Source organism: Gordonia alkanivorans NBRC 16433 (assembly GCF_000225505.1).
Lineage (GTDB): Bacteria > Actinomycetota > Actinomycetes > Mycobacteriales > Mycobacteriaceae > Gordonia > Gordonia alkanivorans.
The window spans coordinates 38,912-57,448 of record NZ_BACI01000056.1 but is presented as its reverse complement, the minus strand read 5'-3'; the positions used below and the strand labels follow the sequence as shown (position 1 = coordinate 57,448).

Here is an 18,537-nt window from a genome sequence, read left to right as displayed (position 1 = left end):
GCTCACTTCCGGACGACGAGGACGAACGGGCCCACCTCGGTGACCTCGAACCGCGGGTCATCGAAGACCGAAGGATCGAAGGTGACGGTGTAACGCTTCACGTTCGGGTCGTTCGGGTAGACGTCCTCGGCGAGGCGGAGCGAGTACCCGTCCGAGCTGTATCGGAACAGGAAGACGTTCGGCGCCTTCCACGGCGACTCGTCGAGGTGTCCGACCAACTGATCGGCGTCCTCCGACTTCGCCCACCGTGCGATGGCCGCGGCGCGCTTGTCGAACTCGGCCAGCGGGTTGGCGTAGTGCGAGGTAAGTCCCTGGAAACCCCAGTACGGATAGATCGACAGGAACCCGAAATCGGCGGTGAGGACGACGTTCTCGGTCGGCGGCCGGCCGGTCTGCTCCCCGATCAGTTTGTCGATCTCGGCGAAGTACGACTCGGCGCCGGCCGGACGTGCATCGGCGCGCTTGCCGTAACCGTCGGTGTCGGTGTAGGCGGTGGTGATCTCCGTACCGAGATGACCGGGGATGCTCTGTGCCGCTGCGATTGCGGCGAGCACGGCCACCGCGCCGACGACGACGCGTACGTCACCGAACCTGCCCACGGCCCAGCGGCCGATGTCGACGACACCGAAGACGCCGGCCGCGGCGAGCGCACACACCAGGATCGGCTCGAGCCGGAAGGACAGCAGGGTGGTGCCCATCGCGGTCATGAGCATCGACAGTAGACAGAAGAGGTACACCGTGATCACGGTGGCGCCCATGGCAACCGCGACGGTGCGTGTCCGGAAACGCAGGAGAATCCACAGCAGGCCGATCATGGTGATCGCGCCGACGAGGTTGACCCCGAACATCGGCAGCGGGAACACCGCACCGCGCTCCGGGAGGTAGTGCTCGGCGGTTCCGCCGCTGGCCGGGGCGCTGGACAGCCGCTTCAGCAGATAAGGCGCCCAGACCAGCAGGGCGATTCCTCCGGCGATGACGCCCACCGAGACGAGTCGGCCGGCGACGGCGACCATGATCTCGCGGCGGTGCGCCTTGACGGTCCGGGTCGGTGTCGCCTTGTTGGTCGCCGCGATCCAGCCCTGGGCGAGGAAGTAGCAGGCAAGCAGGATCGCGGTGAGTGCGAACAGGCCGGTGTAGAGCGTGTAGGTCGCGGCCGAGATGCCGAGGAAGACACCAGCACCGACCACCGCAGGCCAACTGGTCGCACCCCGCAGTGGTCCGGCCGGACCATCGGCGGCACGCGTGCGACCCCTCAGCGCGTAGGTGAGGACGATCATCATCGGTACACCGATGATCACGAGGATCGCGGCGTACGGCTCGGGTGAGGCGTACAGCAGGGCCATCGTGGTCACCGCGAGTCCCAGTGCCACACCACGATCTGCGCCGAACATCCGGTTGAACAGGATCACGCCGACGGCCGCGGCCACCGCCATCGACACGATGGCCCACGGCTTGTAGGCCTCCCAGCCGGGCTGGCCGAGCAGATTCGCGAACCGGCCGCCCCACCAGAACCAGCCGGCCGGGTAGTACGGGGGCAGATCCGGGTAGGTCATGTCCGCCAGGCGCGGACTCGACGTCATCCGCGTCAGATACTCGGTGCGGAACTCCTGGTCGACGGACAGGCCGAAGAGGTAGAGACGCGTTGCCCCCAAGGGCATCCCGATGGTGACCGTCACGAACGCCGCCGTCGCCGCCGCCGACAGGAACGGGATGAAGACCCGTCCCTTGCCGTAGCGGTACAGCAGCGCGACGACGACGAGCACCGCGATCGCGAGGACCTGACCGGCGGTCGTCAGCGACCGGGTCACGTTCGACGAGTTGAAGGCCGGCCAGTTGACGGTCTCGATCGCCTTGAGGCCGACGATCGACACCACCGCACCGACCACCACCGCCGTCAGCAGGAGCAGCACCGTCCGGCCGAGGCGTGAGGCCGTGGTGGGACCGGAGTCCGTTTCCTGAGGCGCGGTCGTGGGGTCCTGGCGGTCAGCGCTCACCGAAGTCGTCATCGCTCGCAATCGCAGTCGAGGGCTGCTAGACGGGCAGCTTGCGGAAGATCGGGCGCGGGATGTGGCGCAGGACCATCATGATGTAGCGGAAAGGTCCGGGGACCCAGACGATTTCCTTGCCCTTGGTGGCCGCGGCGACCGCGAGACGTCCCACGTCTTCCTTCTCGACGGTCAGCGGCGCTTCCTTGACGTGCGCCGACAGTCGCGTGCGGACCTGGCCCGGGCGGATAACGAGGACGCGAGGACCGAAGGGGCGCAATGCCTCGCCGAGTCCGAGGTAGAAACCGTCGAGTCCGGCTTTGGTGGAGCCGTAGACGAAGTTGCTGCGACGGACGCGCTCACCGGCGACCGAGCTCATCGCGATGATCTGGCCGTGGCCCTGGGCGCGCATCTTCTCGCCGAGCAGGACGCCGACGGAAACCGCTGCGGTGTAGTTGATCTGGGCTTCGGCGACCGCGAGGCCGTGGTCCTGCCAGGCCTGCTCGTCGTCGCCCTGGATGCCGAAGGCGACGATGGCGACGTCGACGTCACCGTCGGCGAAGGCCTTTTCGATCACGTCGCGGTGGGTGTCGGTGGCGCGAGCGTCGAAGTCGATGACACTGACCTCGGTGGCACCGGCCTTCTTGGCCTTCTCGACCGCGGCCTCGACGGACGGGTCGCCCGGCAACGCGGCGAGGATGACCCGGGCCGGGCCCTTGCTCAGGTACTCGGCGGTGATGGCGAGCCCGATCTCCGAGCTCCCGCCCAGGACCAGGATGGACTGTGGGACGCCGACGGCGTTCATCATCTTCGGTCTTCTCGCTTTCGGTGGTCTGCGGCCGGTCGGGCCGCAGAGGTGGTATGGAGGTCGGAACCGGTTGTGGGTCAGGCGAGTTCGAGTCGGCGGCCCATGTCGGACATGAACACGCGGTTGGGGTCGATCCGCCGACGCGTGGCGATCCACTCGTCGATGCGCGGGTACATCGAGTGGAAGGCCGCCGCCGACGTCCGCGAGTCCTTCGCGGTGTAGAGGCGTCCGCCCATCGCCATCACGCGTCGGTCGAGGTCGTTGAGGAACTCGGCGAGTCCGGCCTTCACCGGGAAGTCCAGGCAGACGTTCCAGCCCTTGAACGGGAAGCTGAGCGGCGCCTTGTTGCCGTCGCCGAACAGCTTGATCACGTTGAGGAAGCTGACGTGCCCCGACGCCTGGATGTGCTCGATGAGGTTGGTGAACTCGGCCTCGTTACCCGTGGGCACGATGAACTGGTACTGGCAGAACCCGCCGCCGCGGCCGTAGGCGTTGTTCCAGTCACCGAACACGTCGAGCATGTGGTAGAACTGCGCCAGATTCTTGACCTTGCCCTCGCTGGGCGGGCCGATCCGATAGTACGCCTCGCCGACCGCGGAGAAGCTGAGCTTGTTGGCCAGCCCGCGCGGGAACACGTCCGGGAAACGGACGAGGGGCTTGTTGTTGAAGGACAGCGGGTTGTCGCGGTACTTCTCCGGCAGCTCGTCGACGCGCGCGAGGTTGCCACGCGAGAACGTGCCGCGGCCGAGCTTCGGCGGTGCGCTGATGGTGTCGAACCAGCCCGAGGCATACTCGTACCCGTCCTCGAAACCGTCCTGCAGGTGCAGATCGAGCGTTTCCTGCAGCGAGCCGGTGCGCGCGGTGTCGGCGATGAAGTAGGCACTCTCGGTGCGCTTCATCTGGATCTTCGCGCGCAGCACGATGCCGGTGAGGCCGATGCCGCCGACCGTCGCCCAGAACAGTTCGCCGCTCGGGTCGTCGCCGGAGCCGTCCGGGGTGAGCGTCAGGATGCGACCGTCGGCCACGAGCAGCTGCATCTCGACGACGTGGTTGCCGAAGCTGCCCTGGCTGTGGTGGTTCTTGCCGTGGATGTCGTGCGCGATCGCACCGCCCACGGTGACCTGGCGGGTACCCGGGAGCACCGGCACCCAGAGGCCGTACGGGAGCGCGGCCTGCATGAGGGTGTCGAGGGAGACGCCGGCGTCGAGGTCGACCGTCGCGGTCTCGGAGTCGATGGCGTAGATCCTGGTCAGCGGGGTCATGTCGATCGTGAGACCGCCGCTGTTCTGGCCCGACTCGTTGTAGGAGCGGCCCAGTCCGCGGGCGATGACACCGCGCTTGAGGTAGTCCGGCTTGTCCGCGTTGTCGTCGGCGACGCGGGCCACCGCCTCGGCGATGACCTCGGGATACGGCGTGGACAGGACGTGGCCCTCGATCGGGGTGGTGCGAGACCAACCCACCAGCTTGCGGGTCGTGATCGGCAGCAACTCTTCAGTAGACATCGCTGAAGAGAGTACTCGGCCGCGGTGGGCCGGCGATGAGAGACGACGTGCGACAGGTGTCGCACTTTCGCGAGGCTGTGGCGTCGGGCTACCGCAGCACGCCGAGTTCGGCCCGTCCCAGCACGGCGGCCGCCGCGTTCCGGCCGGGGATGCCGCTCACACCCCCGCCGCGTCGTGCGCCGGCGCCGCACAGCAGCAACCGCGGATGGCGGGTCTCGACGCCCCAGGTGCCGACCTCCGACGCCGTTTCCGCCCACGGCCACCGCAGCGACTGATGGAAGATATTGCCGCCGGGCAGCCCGAGCATGTCCTCGAGGTCCTGCGGGGTCTTCGTCTCGATGCACGGGCGGCCGTCGAGGTCGTGGGCGATGACGTTCTGGATCGGCTCGGCGAGCAGCATGTTGAGCGAGGCGAAGGTCGCGCCCACCGCGTGCTCGACGGCGCCCGGCTCGTCGAACACGTCCGGTGGCATATGCAGACCGAACAGCGTGAGCGTGTGCTTGCCGTCGAGTTCGGGTCCGAGGATGGACCGGTCGGAGAGGGTGTGGCAGTAGATCTCGCACGGCGGCAGCTCAGGGACCTCGCCCCGGGTGGCCTGCCGCCAGGCGTCGTGGAGCTGACTCGCGGTCTCGTTGATGTGGAAGGTGCCGGCGAACGCGGCCTCGGGTGTCACCGACTCGTCGCGGAGGCGGGGGAGACGGTCGAGGAGGAGGTTGATCTTCAGCTGCGAGCCGCGGGGATGGGCCTCGCAGACGATCGGATCGTCGAGCAGTGTGTTGAGGACCTGCGGTGCGCAGGCGGCGTAGAGCATCGAGCCGCGTGCGTTGTGCGGCGTGCCGCCCGAATCGGTGAACTCGACGGTCCCGTCAGCCGGATCGACGCCCGACACCGTGACCCCCGTGCAGATGTCGGCACCCGCCGACGCCGCGGCCTGGTACAGCGCGCCCGAGACCGCCCCCATGCCCCCGACCGGGACGTCCCAGTCCCCGGTCCCGCCGCCGATCACGTGGTAGAGGAAGCAGATGTTCTGCCGCAGCGACGGGTCGTCGAGGTCGGCGAACGTGCCGATCAGACCGTCGGTGGCGGCGATGCCGCGCAGCAGGTCGTGGTCGAAGTACTGGGCGAGCAGCGTGCCGAGCGGCAGCGTGGTGAGCGCCTCCCACAGCTCGGCGTCGGAGGTGTCGGTGCCGACCGCGAGTTCGTGCATGTCGGCGGCGGTGCGGAGGGGCTCGGTCAGGGTCGGGAAGACGCGCTGCGCGATGGTGCCGACACGGCGGTAGAAGGACTGCCACGCCACGAAACCGGCGTTGGAGAATCCCACGGCGTCGGCGCCGACGCGGTCGGCGCGCAACACCCGCCGGAACGTTTCCGCGGTCGCGTCGTCGTCCTGGGTGTCGATGAGGATGCCGCGCGTCGGGTCCGACGGGAGCGGCGTGTACGAGGAGTAGCGGCGTCGGATCAGCGAGATGTCGAGGTCGAGGTCGGTGATGATCTCGCGCGGCATCAGCGAGACCAGATACGAGAACCGCGACAGCTGGGCCGCGAGACCGGGGAAGGGCATCGCCGAGACGGTCGCCCCGCCGACATGATCGGCCTTGTCCAGGACGAGGACCCGACGACCGGCGCGCGCGAGATAGGCGGCGGCGGTCAGACCGTTGTGCCCAGCGCCGATGATGACGTCGTCATAGAAAGCAACTGCGGTGCCCATCGGTCCTGTGCCCATCGTTCAAAGGGTCTCAGATCGATGGACACCGCAGCGGTGATTTCGGGTCAGCGCAGGATGCGGGCCACGAACGGGGTCGAGTCCTTCATCGAGGCCAGAACCGCGCTGGAGTGGTCGTCCTCGGGGTAGACGAACAGCTCGACGGGCTGGTTGTTGGCCTTCATCTGTGCGTAGAGCGACAGCGCCGACGGTGCCGGCACATCGACGTCACGCAGGCCCTGTCCGAGGAAGATCGGGCGGTCGTAACCCTTGTACGGAGTCGCCATGTACTCGTGCAGTGCCGGGCTCAGACCCGGGATCGACATGAGCGGTGCGCGGAACCAGGTCCGCACGTCGTCACCGGCGAGTGCCTTCTTGAGGATCGGGTAGCAGGTGGTGCGACCCTCGGCCAGGCGTGCGATGCCCTTGGGCGTCATGACCTTGGTGATGTTCATGTCGGGACGGGTGTCGTTGAACCCGGCCAGGATGTAGGCGGTGTAGGCGTTCAGGCCGCCGGGCAGGTTCACCGGCGGGACGGCCGGTCCCAGGTTCTGGTACAGGTACTCGAGGTTGGCCGGGATGCCGGTGGCGACGACGCCGCGGTAGTCCAGACCCGAGCCACGGCTGAACTCGGTGGCGTAGCGGGCGCCGTTCAGTGCGGCGGCCGCACCCTGTGACTGTCCGATGATGGCCCAGCGCTTGGCGAACGGCAGATCCATCTGATGCGACGCTACGACGATGTCGACGATCGCGTGCGCCGCGGTGACGCCGTTCAGGTAGGCCATCAGGCCCGGGGTGCCGAGACCGACATAGTCGGCGGCGACGACGGCGTAACCCTGCTGGAGCCAGTGGCCCAGGTACTTCTGGTCGCGCTCGCTGCGCGGGAACGCCGACGGCGTGCAGTCGTCGTTCATGCCGACGGTGCCGTGCGCCCAGGAGATGATCGGCCAGCCACCGGCGGGTGCCTTGCCCTTGGGCAGGAAGACCGCGCCGGTGCCCGTCGCCATCTTGCCGTGCTGGTTCAGCGACGAGTACTGGATGCGGTAGGCGTCACCGGCCGCGGGGAGGTTGAGCTCCGCGGCGAGCGGGACCCGGGAGATGAGGGTGCCCGCCTTGGCCGGGATGGGGCCCGAGTACTCGGTGACGTCCAGGCCCGACCAGTTCGGGATGCCGACGGAAACCGCGTCATCCGCGTGTGCCGGGGCGGTCGATCCGAACGCGAGCAGGACCATGCCGAGGCCGGTGATGACGGAGACGAGTGTTCGCGTGGTGCGCGACACAGGTGATCTGGACGTGAGGGCAGACATGTTCAGAACAGTAAAGGTACTCATGTGCCGCGTACACCTCAGGACGGTGAGTATTCGTGCCGTACCGGAGCGGTTTCCGTGCCCCCCTCGGTTTCCAGTTTGGTCTCGGCGGAGCGAACGGGGGTCGCGGCCGACCTATCCTTGTCGGGTGGACATCCCCTCGGTCGAGCTCAGCAACGGTCGGTCGATTCCTCTCGTGGGACTCGGCACCTACAACATGCTCGGCCGGCCGTGCATCGGCGCGGTCAGCGCCGCACTCAAGGCTGGATACCGACTCCTCGACACCGCTCCCCGCTACAGCAACGAGCTCAGTGTCGGCATGGGCGTGCACGGTTCGGGCATCGCTCGTGACGAGGTCATCGTCCAGACCAAGCTCAGCGGCGGTGACCAGGGTTTCGACGAGGCGATCAACGCCGCCAAGGAAAGCGCGCGTCGGCTCGGTGTCGGCTACATCGACGTCTATCTGATCCATTGGCCGTGCCCGAGTCTCGGACGCACGGTCGAGTCGTGGAAGGCACTGCTGACCCTGGCCGACGAGGGTTACGTCCGCACGCCCGGTGTCTCGAACTTCAAACCTCATCAGCTCCAGACGCTGTTCGACGAGACGGGGCGCTGGCCGGTGCTCAACCAGATCCAGTGCTCACCGGCACTGCCACGGACCGAGCTCCGTGAGTTCATGGCGGAGAAGGGGATTCACGCACAGGCGTGGCATCCGACCGGCCGTAAGGAAGGTGTCCTGGGCGACCCGGCAATCCTGCGGATCGCCCGCAAGTACGGCAAGTCGCCGACTCAGATCGCGCTGCGGTGGGCGGTGCAGCACGGCATCAGCGTCGTGCCGAAGTCGTCGCACGCCGGCCGTCAGCTCGAGAACGCGGACCTCTTCGATTTCGCCCTCGACGACGCGGACCTCGCCGACCTCGCCTCGCTGGACCGCGGCGAACGCGCCGCCCGGGACTCGGACGTCGACGAGGAGTTCTAGCTCGTCCGCTAGGGTGTCAGCGTGTCTCGACCCGACTCCGGCAACGACGAACCCGCAGGTGACGTCCCTCACGATCACCACGAGGACTTCACGACGCGGCATGCGCCGATGCCGATCGAACTGCCCTTCGACGACGAAGAGGCGTCGACCGATGTCGACCTGAAGACGCAGCTGATCCGCTTCGTCGTCACCGGCGCCGGGTCGGCGGTTCTCGACTTCGGGCTGACGCTGTTCCTGCAGTACATCGTCGGGACCCCGGACTGGGTCGCCAAGGCATTCGGCTTCATCCTCGGCACCACCGTCGCGTACCTGATCAACCGGCGCTGGACGTTCCGCGCCGAGCCGAGCGCCGCCCGCTTCACCGCGGTCGTGCTCCTCTACCTGGTCACCTTCGCGGTCAACGTCGGTCTGTACAGCTGGTTGTCGTCGCTGTGGGACAAGACGGCCCTCTACTCGGCGATCGCCTTCGTCATCGCGCAGGGCACCGCGACGGTCATCAACTTCGTGGTCCAGCGGGCGGTCATCTTCAAGATCCGCTGATCGCGGCTACCGTGGCGGCATGCGAAGAGCCGTCGTAGTCGGAGCAGGACCCAACGGACTCGCGGGCGCGGTCCGGCTCGCCCAGGCGGGTCTGGAGGTGACCGTGCTGGAGGCCGCAGACGAGATCGGTGGCGGCACACGCAGCGCGGAGCTGCTCGAGCCCGGCATCGTGCACGACATCTGTTCGGCCTTCCACCCGCTCGGTGCGGCGTCTCCATATCTGCGAACCCTCGGGCTCGAGCAGTACGGCCTGCGCTTCCTCCGGCCGGAGATCGACGCCGCGCATCCCCTCGACGACGGCACCGCCGGCCTGTTCTACCAGTCGGTCGAGAAGACCGCCGCCGGGCTCGGCGCCGACGGTCGACGGTGGCGCGCGATCTTCGGGCCCGTGGCGAAACGCTTCTCCGCCGTCGCCGACGATGCGCTCGGGCCCATGCTGCGAATCCCGCGACATCCGCTGGGTTTCGCCGGCTTCGCAGCGCGTTCGGGACTACCGGCGACCCTGCTGGCCCGGGCCTTCTCCACCCCGCAGGCACGCGCGTTGTTCATCGGTATCGCCGCGCATCCCTTCGTGCGGTTGAACCGCATCGGCACCGCCGCGGGCGGCGTGATGCTCACCGCGGCCGGCCACGTCGAGGGTTGGCCCGTGGCCGAGGGCGGCTCTGCCGCGATCACCCGGGCGCTCGCCGCGAAGCTGGCCGATCTCGGCGGCCGGATCGAGACCGGCACCACCGTGACCAGCCGCGCCGACCTCGATGCCGACATCGTCCTGCTCGACACCGACCCCACAGCGGCGCAACGCATCCTCGGCACCGAACAGCCGTCGCGCACCGCCCGGACCTATCGTGGGCATCGGGGCGGACCGGGGGCGTTCAAGGTGGACTATGTCGTCGAGGGCGAGGTCGGGTGGACCGCCCCCGGATGCGACCGCGCCGGCGTCGTCCATCTCGGCGGCACCATGGAACAGGTGGTGAGAGCGGAGAACACGGTCCTCGACGGCCGGATGCCCGACGATCCGTTCGTCCTCATCGGCCAGCAGTGGCTTGCCGACCCCTCCCGGGCGATGGGTGATCGGAAACCGTTGTGGGCCTACGCCCATGTGCCGCGCGGGTACACCGGCGACGCGACCGAGGCGGTCACCGCGCAGATCGAGCGCTTCGCACCGGGATTCTCCTCGCGCATCCGCGCGTCCCGGAGCATCGGTCCCGCCGAGCTCGAGGTCGAGAACCCGAACTACGTCGGCGGCGACATCGGCGGCGGCCGAAACGACCTGTGGCATCTCGTCGCCCGGCCCCGCCTGTCGCCGAATCCGTACGCCACGGGCGTCGACGGCGTGTACCTGTGCTCCTCGTCGACCCCACCGGGCGGGGGAGTGCACGGCATGTGCGGGTTCCGCGCCGCGGAGGCCGCGCTGCGCGGTTAGGTCACGCCCGCTGCGGGACCTCTGGCGGGATCGCCGCGAGAAGGTCTCGCGTGTAATCGGTTTCGGGATCGTGCAGGATCTGCGACGCCGGGCCTGCTTCGACGACCCTGCCGTTCTGCATCACCGCGACGGTGCCGCTGATCTGCTCGACGACGGCGAGGTCGTGCGCGATGAACAGGAAGGTCAGACCCTTCTCGCGCTGCAGCCCCCGCAACAGTTCGAGTACGCCCGCCTGCACCGACACATCGAGCGACGCCGTCGACTCGTCGAGGATGAGGATCTCCGGTTCGGAGGCCAACGCCCGTGCGATGCAGACGCGCTGGCGCTGACCGCCGGACATCTCATGCGGATAGCGACCGAGGAACGACGAGTCGAGGCTGACGTCTGCCAGCAACTGCTCGGCACGGCTGCGCATCTTGTCGCGACCGGAGGCCGGCCCCTGTGCGCGGAGCGGTTCGGCGATCGACGCGGCGACCGTCATCCGCGGATCCAGTGACGCGGTCGGGTCCTGGAAGACCATCGCGACCCGGCGTCGGAGGAGCGCCTCGTCAGCACCTCGAACACCCACCGCCTCGACCTCGCGCCCGTCGATCGTCACCGTCACGCTGCCGGTCACCGTCGTTCCCTGACCCGAGGTGATCAGACCGGTGACAACGCCGGCGACCGTCGACTTTCCCGATCCCGACTCGCCGACGATGCCGAGAGTCCGGCCGCGCGCCACCTCGAGGTCCACCCCGTCGATCGCGTGCACAATGCTCCGGCCCGTCGGTCCGCGCACCACGTACTCGACGCCGAGCCCGCTCACCTGCAGGACGGGTTTCTCGGCGACTTCCTTCGTCAGCCCCCGGTCGGCGTCGCGTTCCTCGACCTTGCTCAGCAACGGCCGCGAGTCGAGGAGCTTCTTGCTGTACTCGTCCCGCGGGTCGTCGAAGAGTGCTGCCACGTCGCGGCTTTCGACGATGCGACCCGAACGCATGACCATGACACGGTCGGCGATCCGACCGATCACCCCGAGGTCGTGGCTGATCCACACCACCGCCATGCCGCGTTTGCGCTGGAGGTCGGCGACGAGATCGATGATCTGCGCCTGGGTGGTCACGTCGAGGGCCGTGGTCGCCTCGTCGGCGATGAGCAGGTCGGGGTCGCAGGCAAGGGCGATCGCGATCATCACGCGCTGGCGCTGGCCGCCCGACAGTTGGTGCGGGTATGCGCGCAAACGGCTTTCGGGGTCGGGCAGATTGACGTCGCGCAGCAACTGGAGTGCGCGGTCATGTGCCTCGGCGCGACCGAGGCCGAGGTGTCGGCGCGGTCCCTCGGTGAGCTGCTGCTCGATGGTGAGAAGCGGATTGAGGCTCGACGACGGGTCCTGGAAGACGAAGCCCACTCGTGTTCCGTGAAGGGCACGCAGCGTCGACGGGGTGGCGCCGACGATCTCGGTGGTACCGAGTCGAGCCGATCCGCGCACGTAGGCGCTCGGGGCGTCGAACAGACCCGTTGCGGCGAGCACGCTCAACGACTTTCCCGAACCGCTCTCGCCGACGATGCCGAGAGTCTCGCCGCGTGCGACCGTGAAGCTGATGCCGTGCACGATCTCCCGCGGTCCGACCCCGACGATGAGGTCTTCCACGTCCAGCACCGAATCCTCGGCGACTGCGCGTGCCGGCTTCGGCGTCGCCGTCGCGACGGTGACGGACGTGCGGTCGTATCCCCGGTTGCGCAGCAGCGTGCGCTGCCGTGGGTCGAGCACGTCGCGCACCCCGTCGCCGACCAGGTTGAACGCGAACACGGTGAACAGGATCGCGAGACCGGGGAAGACGCCCATCCACCATGCGGTGGTGATGAAACCCTGCGCATCGAAAAGCATGCGGCCCCATGACGGATCGGGCGGCTGGACACCGAGGCCCAGGAAGGACAGTGCGGCCTCCGACAGGATGGCGAACGCGAGAGAGATCGAGGTCTGCACGATGACCGGCCCCGAGATGTTCGGCAGCACATGGCTGAACAGGATGCGGGAGGTACGCACCCCCATCGTCCGGGCCGACTGCACGTACTGGGTCTGCCGCACCCGCAACGTGTCCGCGCGGGCGACCCGAGCGAAGATCGGGATGTAGACGACGCCGATGGCGATCATCGCCGATGTGACCCCGGGCCCCAGGACCGCGACGATCGCCAGTGCCAGGAGGAGCACGGGGAACGAGAACACCACGTCGACGATGCGCATGAGCGCCGTGTCGAGCACCCCGCCGGCGAAACCCGCGACCATCCCGAGGATCACGCCGACCGTGAGGGAGATCGCCACGGCGATCACCGCGACCCGCAAGCTCACCGACGCCGCGAGCACGACCCGGGAAAAGACGTCGCGACCGAGGTCGTCGGTGCCGAACAGATGCGACCAACTCGGTGCCTGCAGCGCGTTCGGCACGTCGATCGCGTTGGCGCCGTACGGGGCGATCAGCGGACCGAAGATCGCGGCGACGACGACGACCGCGATGATGACCAGGCCCGCGACCGATGCGCGATTGCGGAGCAGCAGGCGCCAGGCCGAATCCGTGGCGGCGGGAGGGTCGGGTGCGGTGGGTGTCATGACAACCGGATCCTCGGATCGATGACGGCGTCGAGGATGTCCACGACGAGGTTCACGAGCAGGAAGATCACCGCGATCAGCAGGATGGCTCCCTGCAGCACCGGGTAGTCGCGGGCCGCGACCGAGTCGTAGACCAGCAGTCCCAGGCCCGGCCAGGCAAACACGACCTCGACGACGATGACGCCACCGAGAAGCCCCGCGAACTGGATACCGGATATGGTGAGGACGGGCACCAGGGCGTTGCGCCCGACGTGATCGAGCATGATCTTCTTCTTGCTCAAGCCCTTTGACTCAGCAGTGGTGACGAACGGTGTGTTCACGACCTCGAGCACCGACGACCGGACGTACCGCGTCATGATCGCGCCCGTCACGACCCCGACCGTCACCGCGGGCAGGACGAGATGCTCGAACCAGCCGAGCGGCCCGTCGGCGAACGGCTGGTATCCCGCCGACGGCAGCCAGCCGAGCGCGGTCGAGAAGAGACCGATCAGCAGGATGCCCATCCAGAAGTCCGGGACCGAGATGCCGAACTGGCTGATGACGCGAATGACGTTGTCGGCCAGTCGGCCTTCGCGGAGAGCCGCCCACGACCCCAGCGGGATCGCGATGAGCAGTGCCACCACGATGGCGGCGAGGGCGAGCGTGATGGTGGCGGGCAACCGGTCGAACAGCATGGTCGTGACGGGTTCGCTGTTGCGAAAACTCACCCCGAGATCGCCGGTGAAGGCATTGCCGACGTAGGCGAACAGTTGGTTGGCGAGCGGCTGATCCAGGCCGGATGCACTGCGAAGCGCCTCATACGATTCCGGCGTGTAGCGCGTGCCGAGTGCGATGCGCACCGGGTCGCCGGGCACGATCTGGATCAGGAAGAACACCGCGACGATCACCCCCAGCAAGACAGCGACGGTGTAGGCGAGCCGGATGAGGATGAAGCGCAGCAGCGGGGAACGGAGCGAGGTCACGTCAGCCCCTCTCCAGCCGGGCGGAGCGGAACCGGACGGCTTTGTCGGACCGGACCGTGTATCCGTGGAGCTCCTTCGAAAACGCCTGCGTGGCAGACGGGTTGTAGAGGTACAGGTAACTCACGTCGTCGGCGATCCGGCCGGCCGCGTCGGCGTAGATGCCCTTGCGGGTTTCGACGTCGAGTTCGGTGCGTCCCCGGTCGAGTAAGGCGTCCACCTGCGGGTTCGAGTACTTCTGCGCGTTCGACGTTCCCGCCGAATGATGCTGGGCGTAGTAGAAGTCGTCGGGGTCGATGTTGCCGAGCCAGCCGAGCAGCAGGGCGTCGAAGTCGCCGGCGGCCTGCCGGTCGAGCCACGCGCCGAAGTCGAGTTGCTCGATCTTGACGGCGATGCCGACGTCGGACAGGTTCGACGCGATGACCTGCGCCGCGGTCACGGTCTCGGGGTACTCGGTGGTCACCATGAGCCGCATGTCCATCGACCGGATACCGGCCTGGCGCAACAGGTCTTTCGCCTTGTCGACGGCTTGGGCGCGGTCGAGGCCCGCGGTGTAGCGGTCGTAGGGGGCAAACCAGGGGCTGGTCGAGGGGATCGCGAGTTCGTTGGGTGTGGCGGTGCCGTATCCGACGACCTGCGCGATCGATGGTCGGTCGATGGCGTAGGCGACGGCCTGGCGCACGCGGGTGTCCTCGAACGGCTTGGCGTCGAAGTTCATCGTGATGTACCAGTAGTCGTTGGCCGTGACGGTGCCGACTTCTAGGGTGTCGTCCCGCGACAGGATGTTCAGCTGCTGCGCGGGAATCGCGTCCGTCCAATCGATCTCGCCGGAGCGCAATGCCGACACCGCCGTCGTGCCCTGCGAGATGAAGCTGTAGTTCACGCCGTCGATCGCCGGCGGCCCACCCCAGTAGTCGGGGTTGGCCTTCAGCACGATCGACGCGCCGGGGGAGCGCGAGACGAACGAGAACGGGCCCGTGCCCACGGGTTTCGTTGCGATCTCCCCGGATTCGACGTTGCGCCGGTTGACGATCGCCAGTCCTTTGAAGCCGCCGATGTTGGTGAGTAGGTTCGGGGTGGGTTCGCGGACGGTGAACTGCACGCGGCGGTCGTCGAGCGCGGTGATCGATTCGATGGCCTCGAGTTTCCAGGCGTTGGACAGCTCCTCGTCGAGGATGCGTCGGAACGAGAACTCGACGTCGGCGGCGGTCAGCGGATCGCCGTTGTGGAACGTGACCCCCGGGCGCAGGAGGAAAGTCCACTGCCTGGCGTCGGGGCTCACCTCCCAGCTCTCGGCGAGAGATGGTTGCATCTGCAGGTTCTCGTCGGGTTCGACGAGGGTGTCGAAGACGTTCTCGAGTACCTCGAAGGTGAAGTACGAGCTGGATTTCTGCGGATCGAGCTGATCGGGTTCGCCTGCGATGGCGACCCGCAAGGTATTCGGCGAGACGGACGACCCGCCGCATGCGGCGAGTGCCGAGGCGCCGAGAAGCGCGGTACCGGTGACCCCCGCGGCCTTGAAGAAGGTACGCCTGTTCAGGCGAGACGAACCGTTCACCCGACCGGAACCCTGCGTCGACCACGAGGCCGACCCACCGGGTGAATCGGTCATCGCTGTCCTCCCACCCGGTGATTGCTCACACCTGGGGTCTGCATTGTCCGTGTCTGCAGTCTGCCCCAGGGGGAGGTGCCGTGCAACAGCGCCGACCGGTGCCCCCCAGTGGCAGCATCGAAGCGCAGTTGCTGGGCGACACCAGTCGCCTGATCCGAAAGCGGCACTCTCAGAAGGACAATCATGACCTCGGAGGTGATCGCGAAGTCGCATGATGTCGGACAGCATGGGCCTCGCCGTCTTTCCGCGGATGCGAGGCGAGACTCGCCGGCCTGGCCTGGGCCGGGTGCTCAGCGCGTGCGGAGGCCGCTCAGTTTCCTGTCACCGACTCAGCAGCTGCCGCGTGGTGTCGTCCGCGGGTACGAAAGTCTCGAGATGGAGCCCACGGAGGGTGACGTCTGATGCACTCTCGATCTGGCTGGTCACGCTGAAGAGCCGGAGTACATCGTCGCCTACCTCGATCTCCATCGGGATGACAGGGTCGACCAGCGATCGGGCGGGTGGAGTTCCGTCGGAGGGGTAGGCGGTGACGTCCTCCAGGAGTGAGACCAGGTCGGGGTCACCGCCGGTGTGGGCGATGCGCTGCTCGAGTTGGTGAATCAGGTGTGTTCGCCAAGCGGGCAGGTTGCGGATGCGCGGCGCGAGTCCTCGCGGGTGCAAGCAGAGCCGGATCACGTTCAGCGGCGGCTCGATCAGACCGGGATCACAACCGGTGACCAGCGCATCGACGGGCTCGTTGGCATCGACGACGTCCCAATGGTCATCGAGGAGCAAAGCGGGGTACGGCGCGTGGGCGTCCAACAAGCGCCGCAGTCCGGCCATCACCGGCGCGAGCGCCTTGTCGTCGGTGGCACGGTGCGGATAGCGAGGAGCGTAGCCTCCGGCGAGCAGAAGTCGATTCTGCTCGCCCATGGGTACCCGCATCACCTCTGCCAGACGGACAATCATCTCCGGTGTCGGCCGGGACCGTCCGTTCTCGACGAAGCTCAGATGCCGGGTGCTCACCTCCGCCCCCTGCGTGGCGAGGGCGAGCTGGCTGAGGGATCGCAGCTCGCGCCAGCGGCGCAATTCATTGCCGACCGATGGAGTTGTCGCCGTCGAAGTCATGCCCCGAGCGTAGGCAGTCCGGATCAGGACGACCATGACCTCGCGGGTAATCGACCGCCGGTCGACCAGCGGTGAGACTTCGGGTGCAGCTCATTCGAGAAAAGACAAGGAAGACACCATGAAAGAAATTGTCACCCGTTACCTCGACACCTGGAACGCCACCGACGAGGCGGCACGCGCCGAACTTCTCGCCGATCACTGGTCCGAGGATTGCGCGTACGTCGACCCGCTTGCCGAGGTGCAGGGCCGCGAAGCCGTCGGAATGACCATCCAGGCCGTGCATGCCCAGTTCCCGGGCTTCGTGTTCACCTCCGTGGGCGAGGTCGATGCCCACCATCAGCAGGTTCGTTTCCAATGGGGTCTGGGCCCGGACGGCGAGGAGCCGGTCGTCGTCGGTTTCGACGTGGTGGTGGTCGACGCGGACCAGCGCATCCGTGACGTTCGCGGCTTCCTCGACAAGGTGCCTGCCTGACAGCTGGTCGAGGGCCGGCCGCAACGTCGGGGACTGTCACGGAGACCGCTGCACAACCGAATCAGTCGTTGACCTTCGCGATCACGTTGTCGGCGTACCAGTTCAGATGGTCGATCTTGGTCTGCAGCGGTTCGGTGTCCTCACCCATCACGTAGGGCAGGCGGAACCCGACGATCACATCGGTGATCCCCTTGTCCTCCAAGCGCTTACATCCATCGACCGTGTAGGCGTCCATCGAGATCACGTGAATCTCGAACGGATCGTCGGCCTTGCCCTCCGCCTTGCGGATCTCGTTGATGCGCTCGAGGAGTGCGTCGAGCTCTTCGGGCGGGCCGCCGCCGTGCATCCAGCCGTCGCCACGGATCACCGCTCGTTTGAGTGCGGCGTCCGCGTGGCCGCCCACGAGCAGCGGGATGGGCTCGGTGGGCGCGGGCGTCATCTTGATCTTCGGGATGTCGTAGAACTCGCCGTGGAACTCGAAGTACTCGCCCGTGGTGAGGCCGCGGATGATGTCCATACACTCGTCCATCCGCTTGCCGCGGCGGCGGAAGTCGACACCCATGAAGTCGTAGTCCTCGGGCCACGGGCTCGTGCCGACGCCGAGGGCGAGGCGGTTACCGGTGAGGAAGGCGACCGAACTGGCCTGCTTGGCGACCAGGGCCGGCGGACGGACGGGAAGTTTCAACACGAACGGGGTGAAGCGGATAGTCGAGGTGACCGCGCCCAGTGCCGCGGCCTGGATGAAGGTCTCGATGAACGCCTTGCCGTCGAGAAACTCGCGATTGCCGTCGGGGGTGTACGGGTATTTGGCGTCCGATTCCTCGGGATAGGCGAGCGAGTCGGGGATGGTGAAGCCGGCGTACCCTGCCATCTCCGCGGCCTGCGCGAGCGGCGCGTAGTACGACGGGTCGGTCATGGCCTCGGCGAAAGTGAACCGCATCATGCTCCTCAAGGACGTCCAGACGGAACTCTCCCCACAGTAGAACACGTTCTAGTTTGCTCGGGAAGAGTCCGCCATCGACGCAGCTGGGAGCTATCGATGCAACCCGGAAAGCGGGTTGTTCTCCCGCGCGCCCGGCCCCGGGCGAACGCGGAGGTCGGCGAGTTCGACGTGCTCGCCGCAGACCGAGCAGTGCGGCTCGACGGTCATCGTGTCGCCGCAGGTGTGCGTCGACTCCACCGGCGCGCCGTCGTCGGTGGTCCACTTGTCGCCCCATTGCCGTAGCGCGGTGACGACGGTCCACAGGTCACGCCCCTTGTCGGTGAGGCGGTAGTCGTAGCGGACCGGGTTGTCCTGGTAGGGCTCCTTGGTCATCACGCCGTGCTCGACGAGGGTGTCGAGACGCTGGGTCAGGACGTTGCGGGCGATACCGAGCCGCGTCGAGAACTCGTCGAACCGAGTCACGCCGAACAGGGCATCGCGAACGATGAGCAGGGTCCACCACTCGCCGACGATCTCCAGGCTCTGGGCGACCGAGCAGTTCATGTCGGTGAAAGAGGCGCGGCGCATGCCCTCGACGATAGTGGGTTGCGTGAAGCAACTCAACCTGCTTGCAT

General features: G+C 67.4%; 15 protein-coding genes. 4 read left to right on the top strand and 11 right to left on the bottom strand.

The annotated features are described in order from the left end of the window. Nucleotides 1-2: 2 nt before the first annotated feature. The 5 genes from GOALK_RS10370 to GOALK_RS10350 form a co-directional block, all read right to left on the bottom strand. Nucleotides 3-2,006 (bottom strand): galactan 5-O-arabinofuranosyltransferase, encoded by a 2,004-nt coding sequence (locus GOALK_RS10370; protein ID WP_373278712.1) that lies wholly within the window; start codon nucleotides 2,004-2,006, stop codon nucleotides 3-5. Between the two features lie 25 nt (nucleotides 2,007-2,031). Further along, complete coding sequence (dprE2, locus tag GOALK_RS10365; RefSeq protein WP_005199206.1) at nucleotides 2,032-2,793, bottom strand: decaprenylphospho-beta-D-erythro-pentofuranosid-2-ulose 2-reductase; 762 nt, start codon at nucleotides 2,791-2,793, stop codon at nucleotides 2,032-2,034. Between the two features lie 77 nt (nucleotides 2,794-2,870). After that, on the bottom strand, nucleotides 2,871-4,295 hold the full coding sequence (dprE1, locus tag GOALK_RS10360; RefSeq protein WP_006358762.1) for a decaprenylphosphoryl-beta-D-ribose oxidase: 1,425 nt from the start codon (nucleotides 4,293-4,295) through the stop codon (nucleotides 2,871-2,873). 88 nt (nucleotides 4,296-4,383) lie between these two features. Then, nucleotides 4,384-6,003 (bottom strand): phytoene desaturase family protein, encoded by a 1,620-nt coding sequence (locus tag GOALK_RS10355; protein WP_006358761.1) that lies wholly within the window; start codon nucleotides 6,001-6,003, stop codon nucleotides 4,384-4,386. Between the two features lie 62 nt (nucleotides 6,004-6,065). Further along, a complete protein-coding gene (locus GOALK_RS10350; protein WP_232283159.1) occupies nucleotides 6,066-7,304 on the bottom strand; it encodes an alpha/beta hydrolase family protein in 1,239 nt (412 codons plus the stop codon). Nucleotides 7,305-7,452: 148 nt separating this feature from the next. Between GOALK_RS10350 and GOALK_RS10345 the strand changes: the two genes are divergently transcribed. From GOALK_RS10345 to GOALK_RS10335, 3 genes are read left to right on the top strand one after another with little or no spacing between them, the layout of a single operon-like run. Then, complete coding sequence (locus tag GOALK_RS10345; RefSeq protein ID WP_006358759.1) at nucleotides 7,453-8,283, top strand: aldo/keto reductase; 831 nt, start codon at nucleotides 7,453-7,455, stop codon at nucleotides 8,281-8,283. A 21-nt stretch (nucleotides 8,284-8,304) separates the two neighbouring features. Beyond that, nucleotides 8,305-8,823 carry a GtrA family protein gene (locus GOALK_RS10340; RefSeq protein ID WP_081474330.1) on the top strand — a complete coding sequence of 173 codons (519 nt, stop codon included), beginning with the start codon at nucleotides 8,305-8,307 and terminating at the stop codon, nucleotides 8,821-8,823. A gap of 19 nt (nucleotides 8,824-8,842) precedes the next feature. Continuing rightward, the gene (locus tag GOALK_RS10335) at nucleotides 8,843-10,246 is read left to right on the top strand and encodes a phytoene desaturase family protein (RefSeq protein WP_040004116.1); all 1,404 of its coding nucleotides are present in this window, start codon (nucleotides 8,843-8,845) and stop codon (nucleotides 10,244-10,246) included. A 1-nt stretch (nucleotide 10,247) separates the two neighbouring features. Here GOALK_RS10335 and GOALK_RS10330 read toward each other — a convergent pair whose 3' ends face one another. The 4 genes from GOALK_RS10330 to GOALK_RS10315 all read right to left on the bottom strand — a co-directional run bounded on the left by GOALK_RS10330 (nucleotide 10,248) and on the right by GOALK_RS10315 (nucleotide 16,508). Continuing rightward, the gene (locus GOALK_RS10330; RefSeq protein ID WP_006358756.1) at nucleotides 10,248-12,830 is read right to left on the bottom strand and encodes an ABC transporter ATP-binding protein/permease; all 2,583 of its coding nucleotides are present in this window, start codon (nucleotides 12,828-12,830) and stop codon (nucleotides 10,248-10,250) included. Further along, nucleotides 12,827-13,792, bottom strand: coding sequence for an ABC transporter permease (locus tag GOALK_RS10325; RefSeq protein ID WP_006358755.1), 966 nt, complete (start codon nucleotides 13,790-13,792; stop codon nucleotides 12,827-12,829). The genes GOALK_RS10330 and GOALK_RS10325 overlap by 4 nt, the downstream gene beginning before the upstream one ends. Nucleotide 13,793: 1 nt before the next feature. After that, nucleotides 13,794-15,401 (bottom strand): ABC transporter substrate-binding protein, encoded by a 1,608-nt coding sequence (locus tag GOALK_RS10320; RefSeq protein ID WP_006358754.1) that lies wholly within the window; start codon nucleotides 15,399-15,401, stop codon nucleotides 13,794-13,796. A gap of 321 nt (nucleotides 15,402-15,722) precedes the next feature. Next, entirely contained in the window at nucleotides 15,723-16,508 is a 786-nt protein-coding gene (locus GOALK_RS10315) for a helix-turn-helix domain-containing protein (RefSeq protein WP_040004133.1), read from the bottom strand. Between the two features lie 118 nt (nucleotides 16,509-16,626). Between GOALK_RS10315 and GOALK_RS10310 the strand changes: the two genes are divergently transcribed. After that, nucleotides 16,627-16,980 (top strand): nuclear transport factor 2 family protein, encoded by a 354-nt coding sequence (locus GOALK_RS10310; RefSeq protein ID WP_006358752.1) that lies wholly within the window; start codon nucleotides 16,627-16,629, stop codon nucleotides 16,978-16,980. 61 nt (nucleotides 16,981-17,041) lie between these two features. Here the strand turns inward: GOALK_RS10310 and GOALK_RS10305 are convergent, their stop codons facing one another. Continuing rightward, the gene (locus tag GOALK_RS10305) at nucleotides 17,042-17,920 is read right to left on the bottom strand and encodes a TIGR03619 family F420-dependent LLM class oxidoreductase (protein ID WP_006358751.1); all 879 of its coding nucleotides are present in this window, start codon (nucleotides 17,918-17,920) and stop codon (nucleotides 17,042-17,044) included. Between the two features lie 93 nt (nucleotides 17,921-18,013). After that, nucleotides 18,014-18,490, bottom strand: a complete 477-nt coding sequence (locus tag GOALK_RS10300) for a winged helix-turn-helix transcriptional regulator (protein ID WP_006358750.1) — start codon at nucleotides 18,488-18,490, stop codon at nucleotides 18,014-18,016. Nucleotides 18,491-18,537: the final 47 nt, after the last annotated feature.

What these genes read in the sequence shown, in the direction of transcription:
- GOALK_RS10305 (WP_006358751.1), bottom strand. Translation starts at nt 17,920, where the DNA reads ATGCGGTTCACTTTCGCCGAGGCCATGACCGACCCGTCGTACTACGCG.
- GOALK_RS10350 (WP_232283159.1), bottom strand. Translation starts at nt 7,304, where the DNA reads ATGTCTGCCCTCACGTCCAGATCACCTGTGTCGCGCACCACGCGAACA.
- GOALK_RS10300 (WP_006358750.1), bottom strand. Translation starts at nt 18,490, where the DNA reads ATGCGCCGCGCCTCTTTCACCGACATGAACTGCTCGGTCGCCCAGAGC.
- GOALK_RS10335 (WP_040004116.1), top strand. Translation starts at nt 8,843, where the DNA reads ATGCGAAGAGCCGTCGTAGTCGGAGCAGGACCCAACGGACTCGCGGGC.
- GOALK_RS10330 (WP_006358756.1), bottom strand. Translation starts at nt 12,830, where the DNA reads ATGACACCCACCGCACCCGACCCTCCCGCCGCCACGGATTCGGCCTGG.
- dprE1 (WP_006358762.1), bottom strand. Translation starts at nt 4,295, where the DNA reads ATGTCTACTGAAGAGTTGCTGCCGATCACGACCCGCAAGCTGGTGGGT.
- GOALK_RS10310 (WP_006358752.1), top strand. Translation starts at nt 16,627, where the DNA reads ATGAAAGAAATTGTCACCCGTTACCTCGACACCTGGAACGCCACCGAC.
- GOALK_RS10315 (WP_040004133.1), bottom strand. Translation starts at nt 16,508, where the DNA reads ATGACTTCGACGGCGACAACTCCATCGGTCGGCAATGAATTGCGCCGC.
- GOALK_RS10320 (WP_006358754.1), bottom strand. Translation starts at nt 15,401, where the DNA reads ATGACCGATTCACCCGGTGGGTCGGCCTCGTGGTCGACGCAGGGTTCC.
- dprE2 (WP_005199206.1), bottom strand. Translation starts at nt 2,793, where the DNA reads ATGATGAACGCCGTCGGCGTCCCACAGTCCATCCTGGTCCTGGGCGGG.
- GOALK_RS10355 (WP_006358761.1), bottom strand. Translation starts at nt 6,003, where the DNA reads ATGGGCACCGCAGTTGCTTTCTATGACGACGTCATCATCGGCGCTGGG.
- GOALK_RS10370 (WP_373278712.1), bottom strand. Translation starts at nt 2,006, where the DNA reads ATGACGACTTCGGTGAGCGCTGACCGCCAGGACCCCACGACCGCGCCT.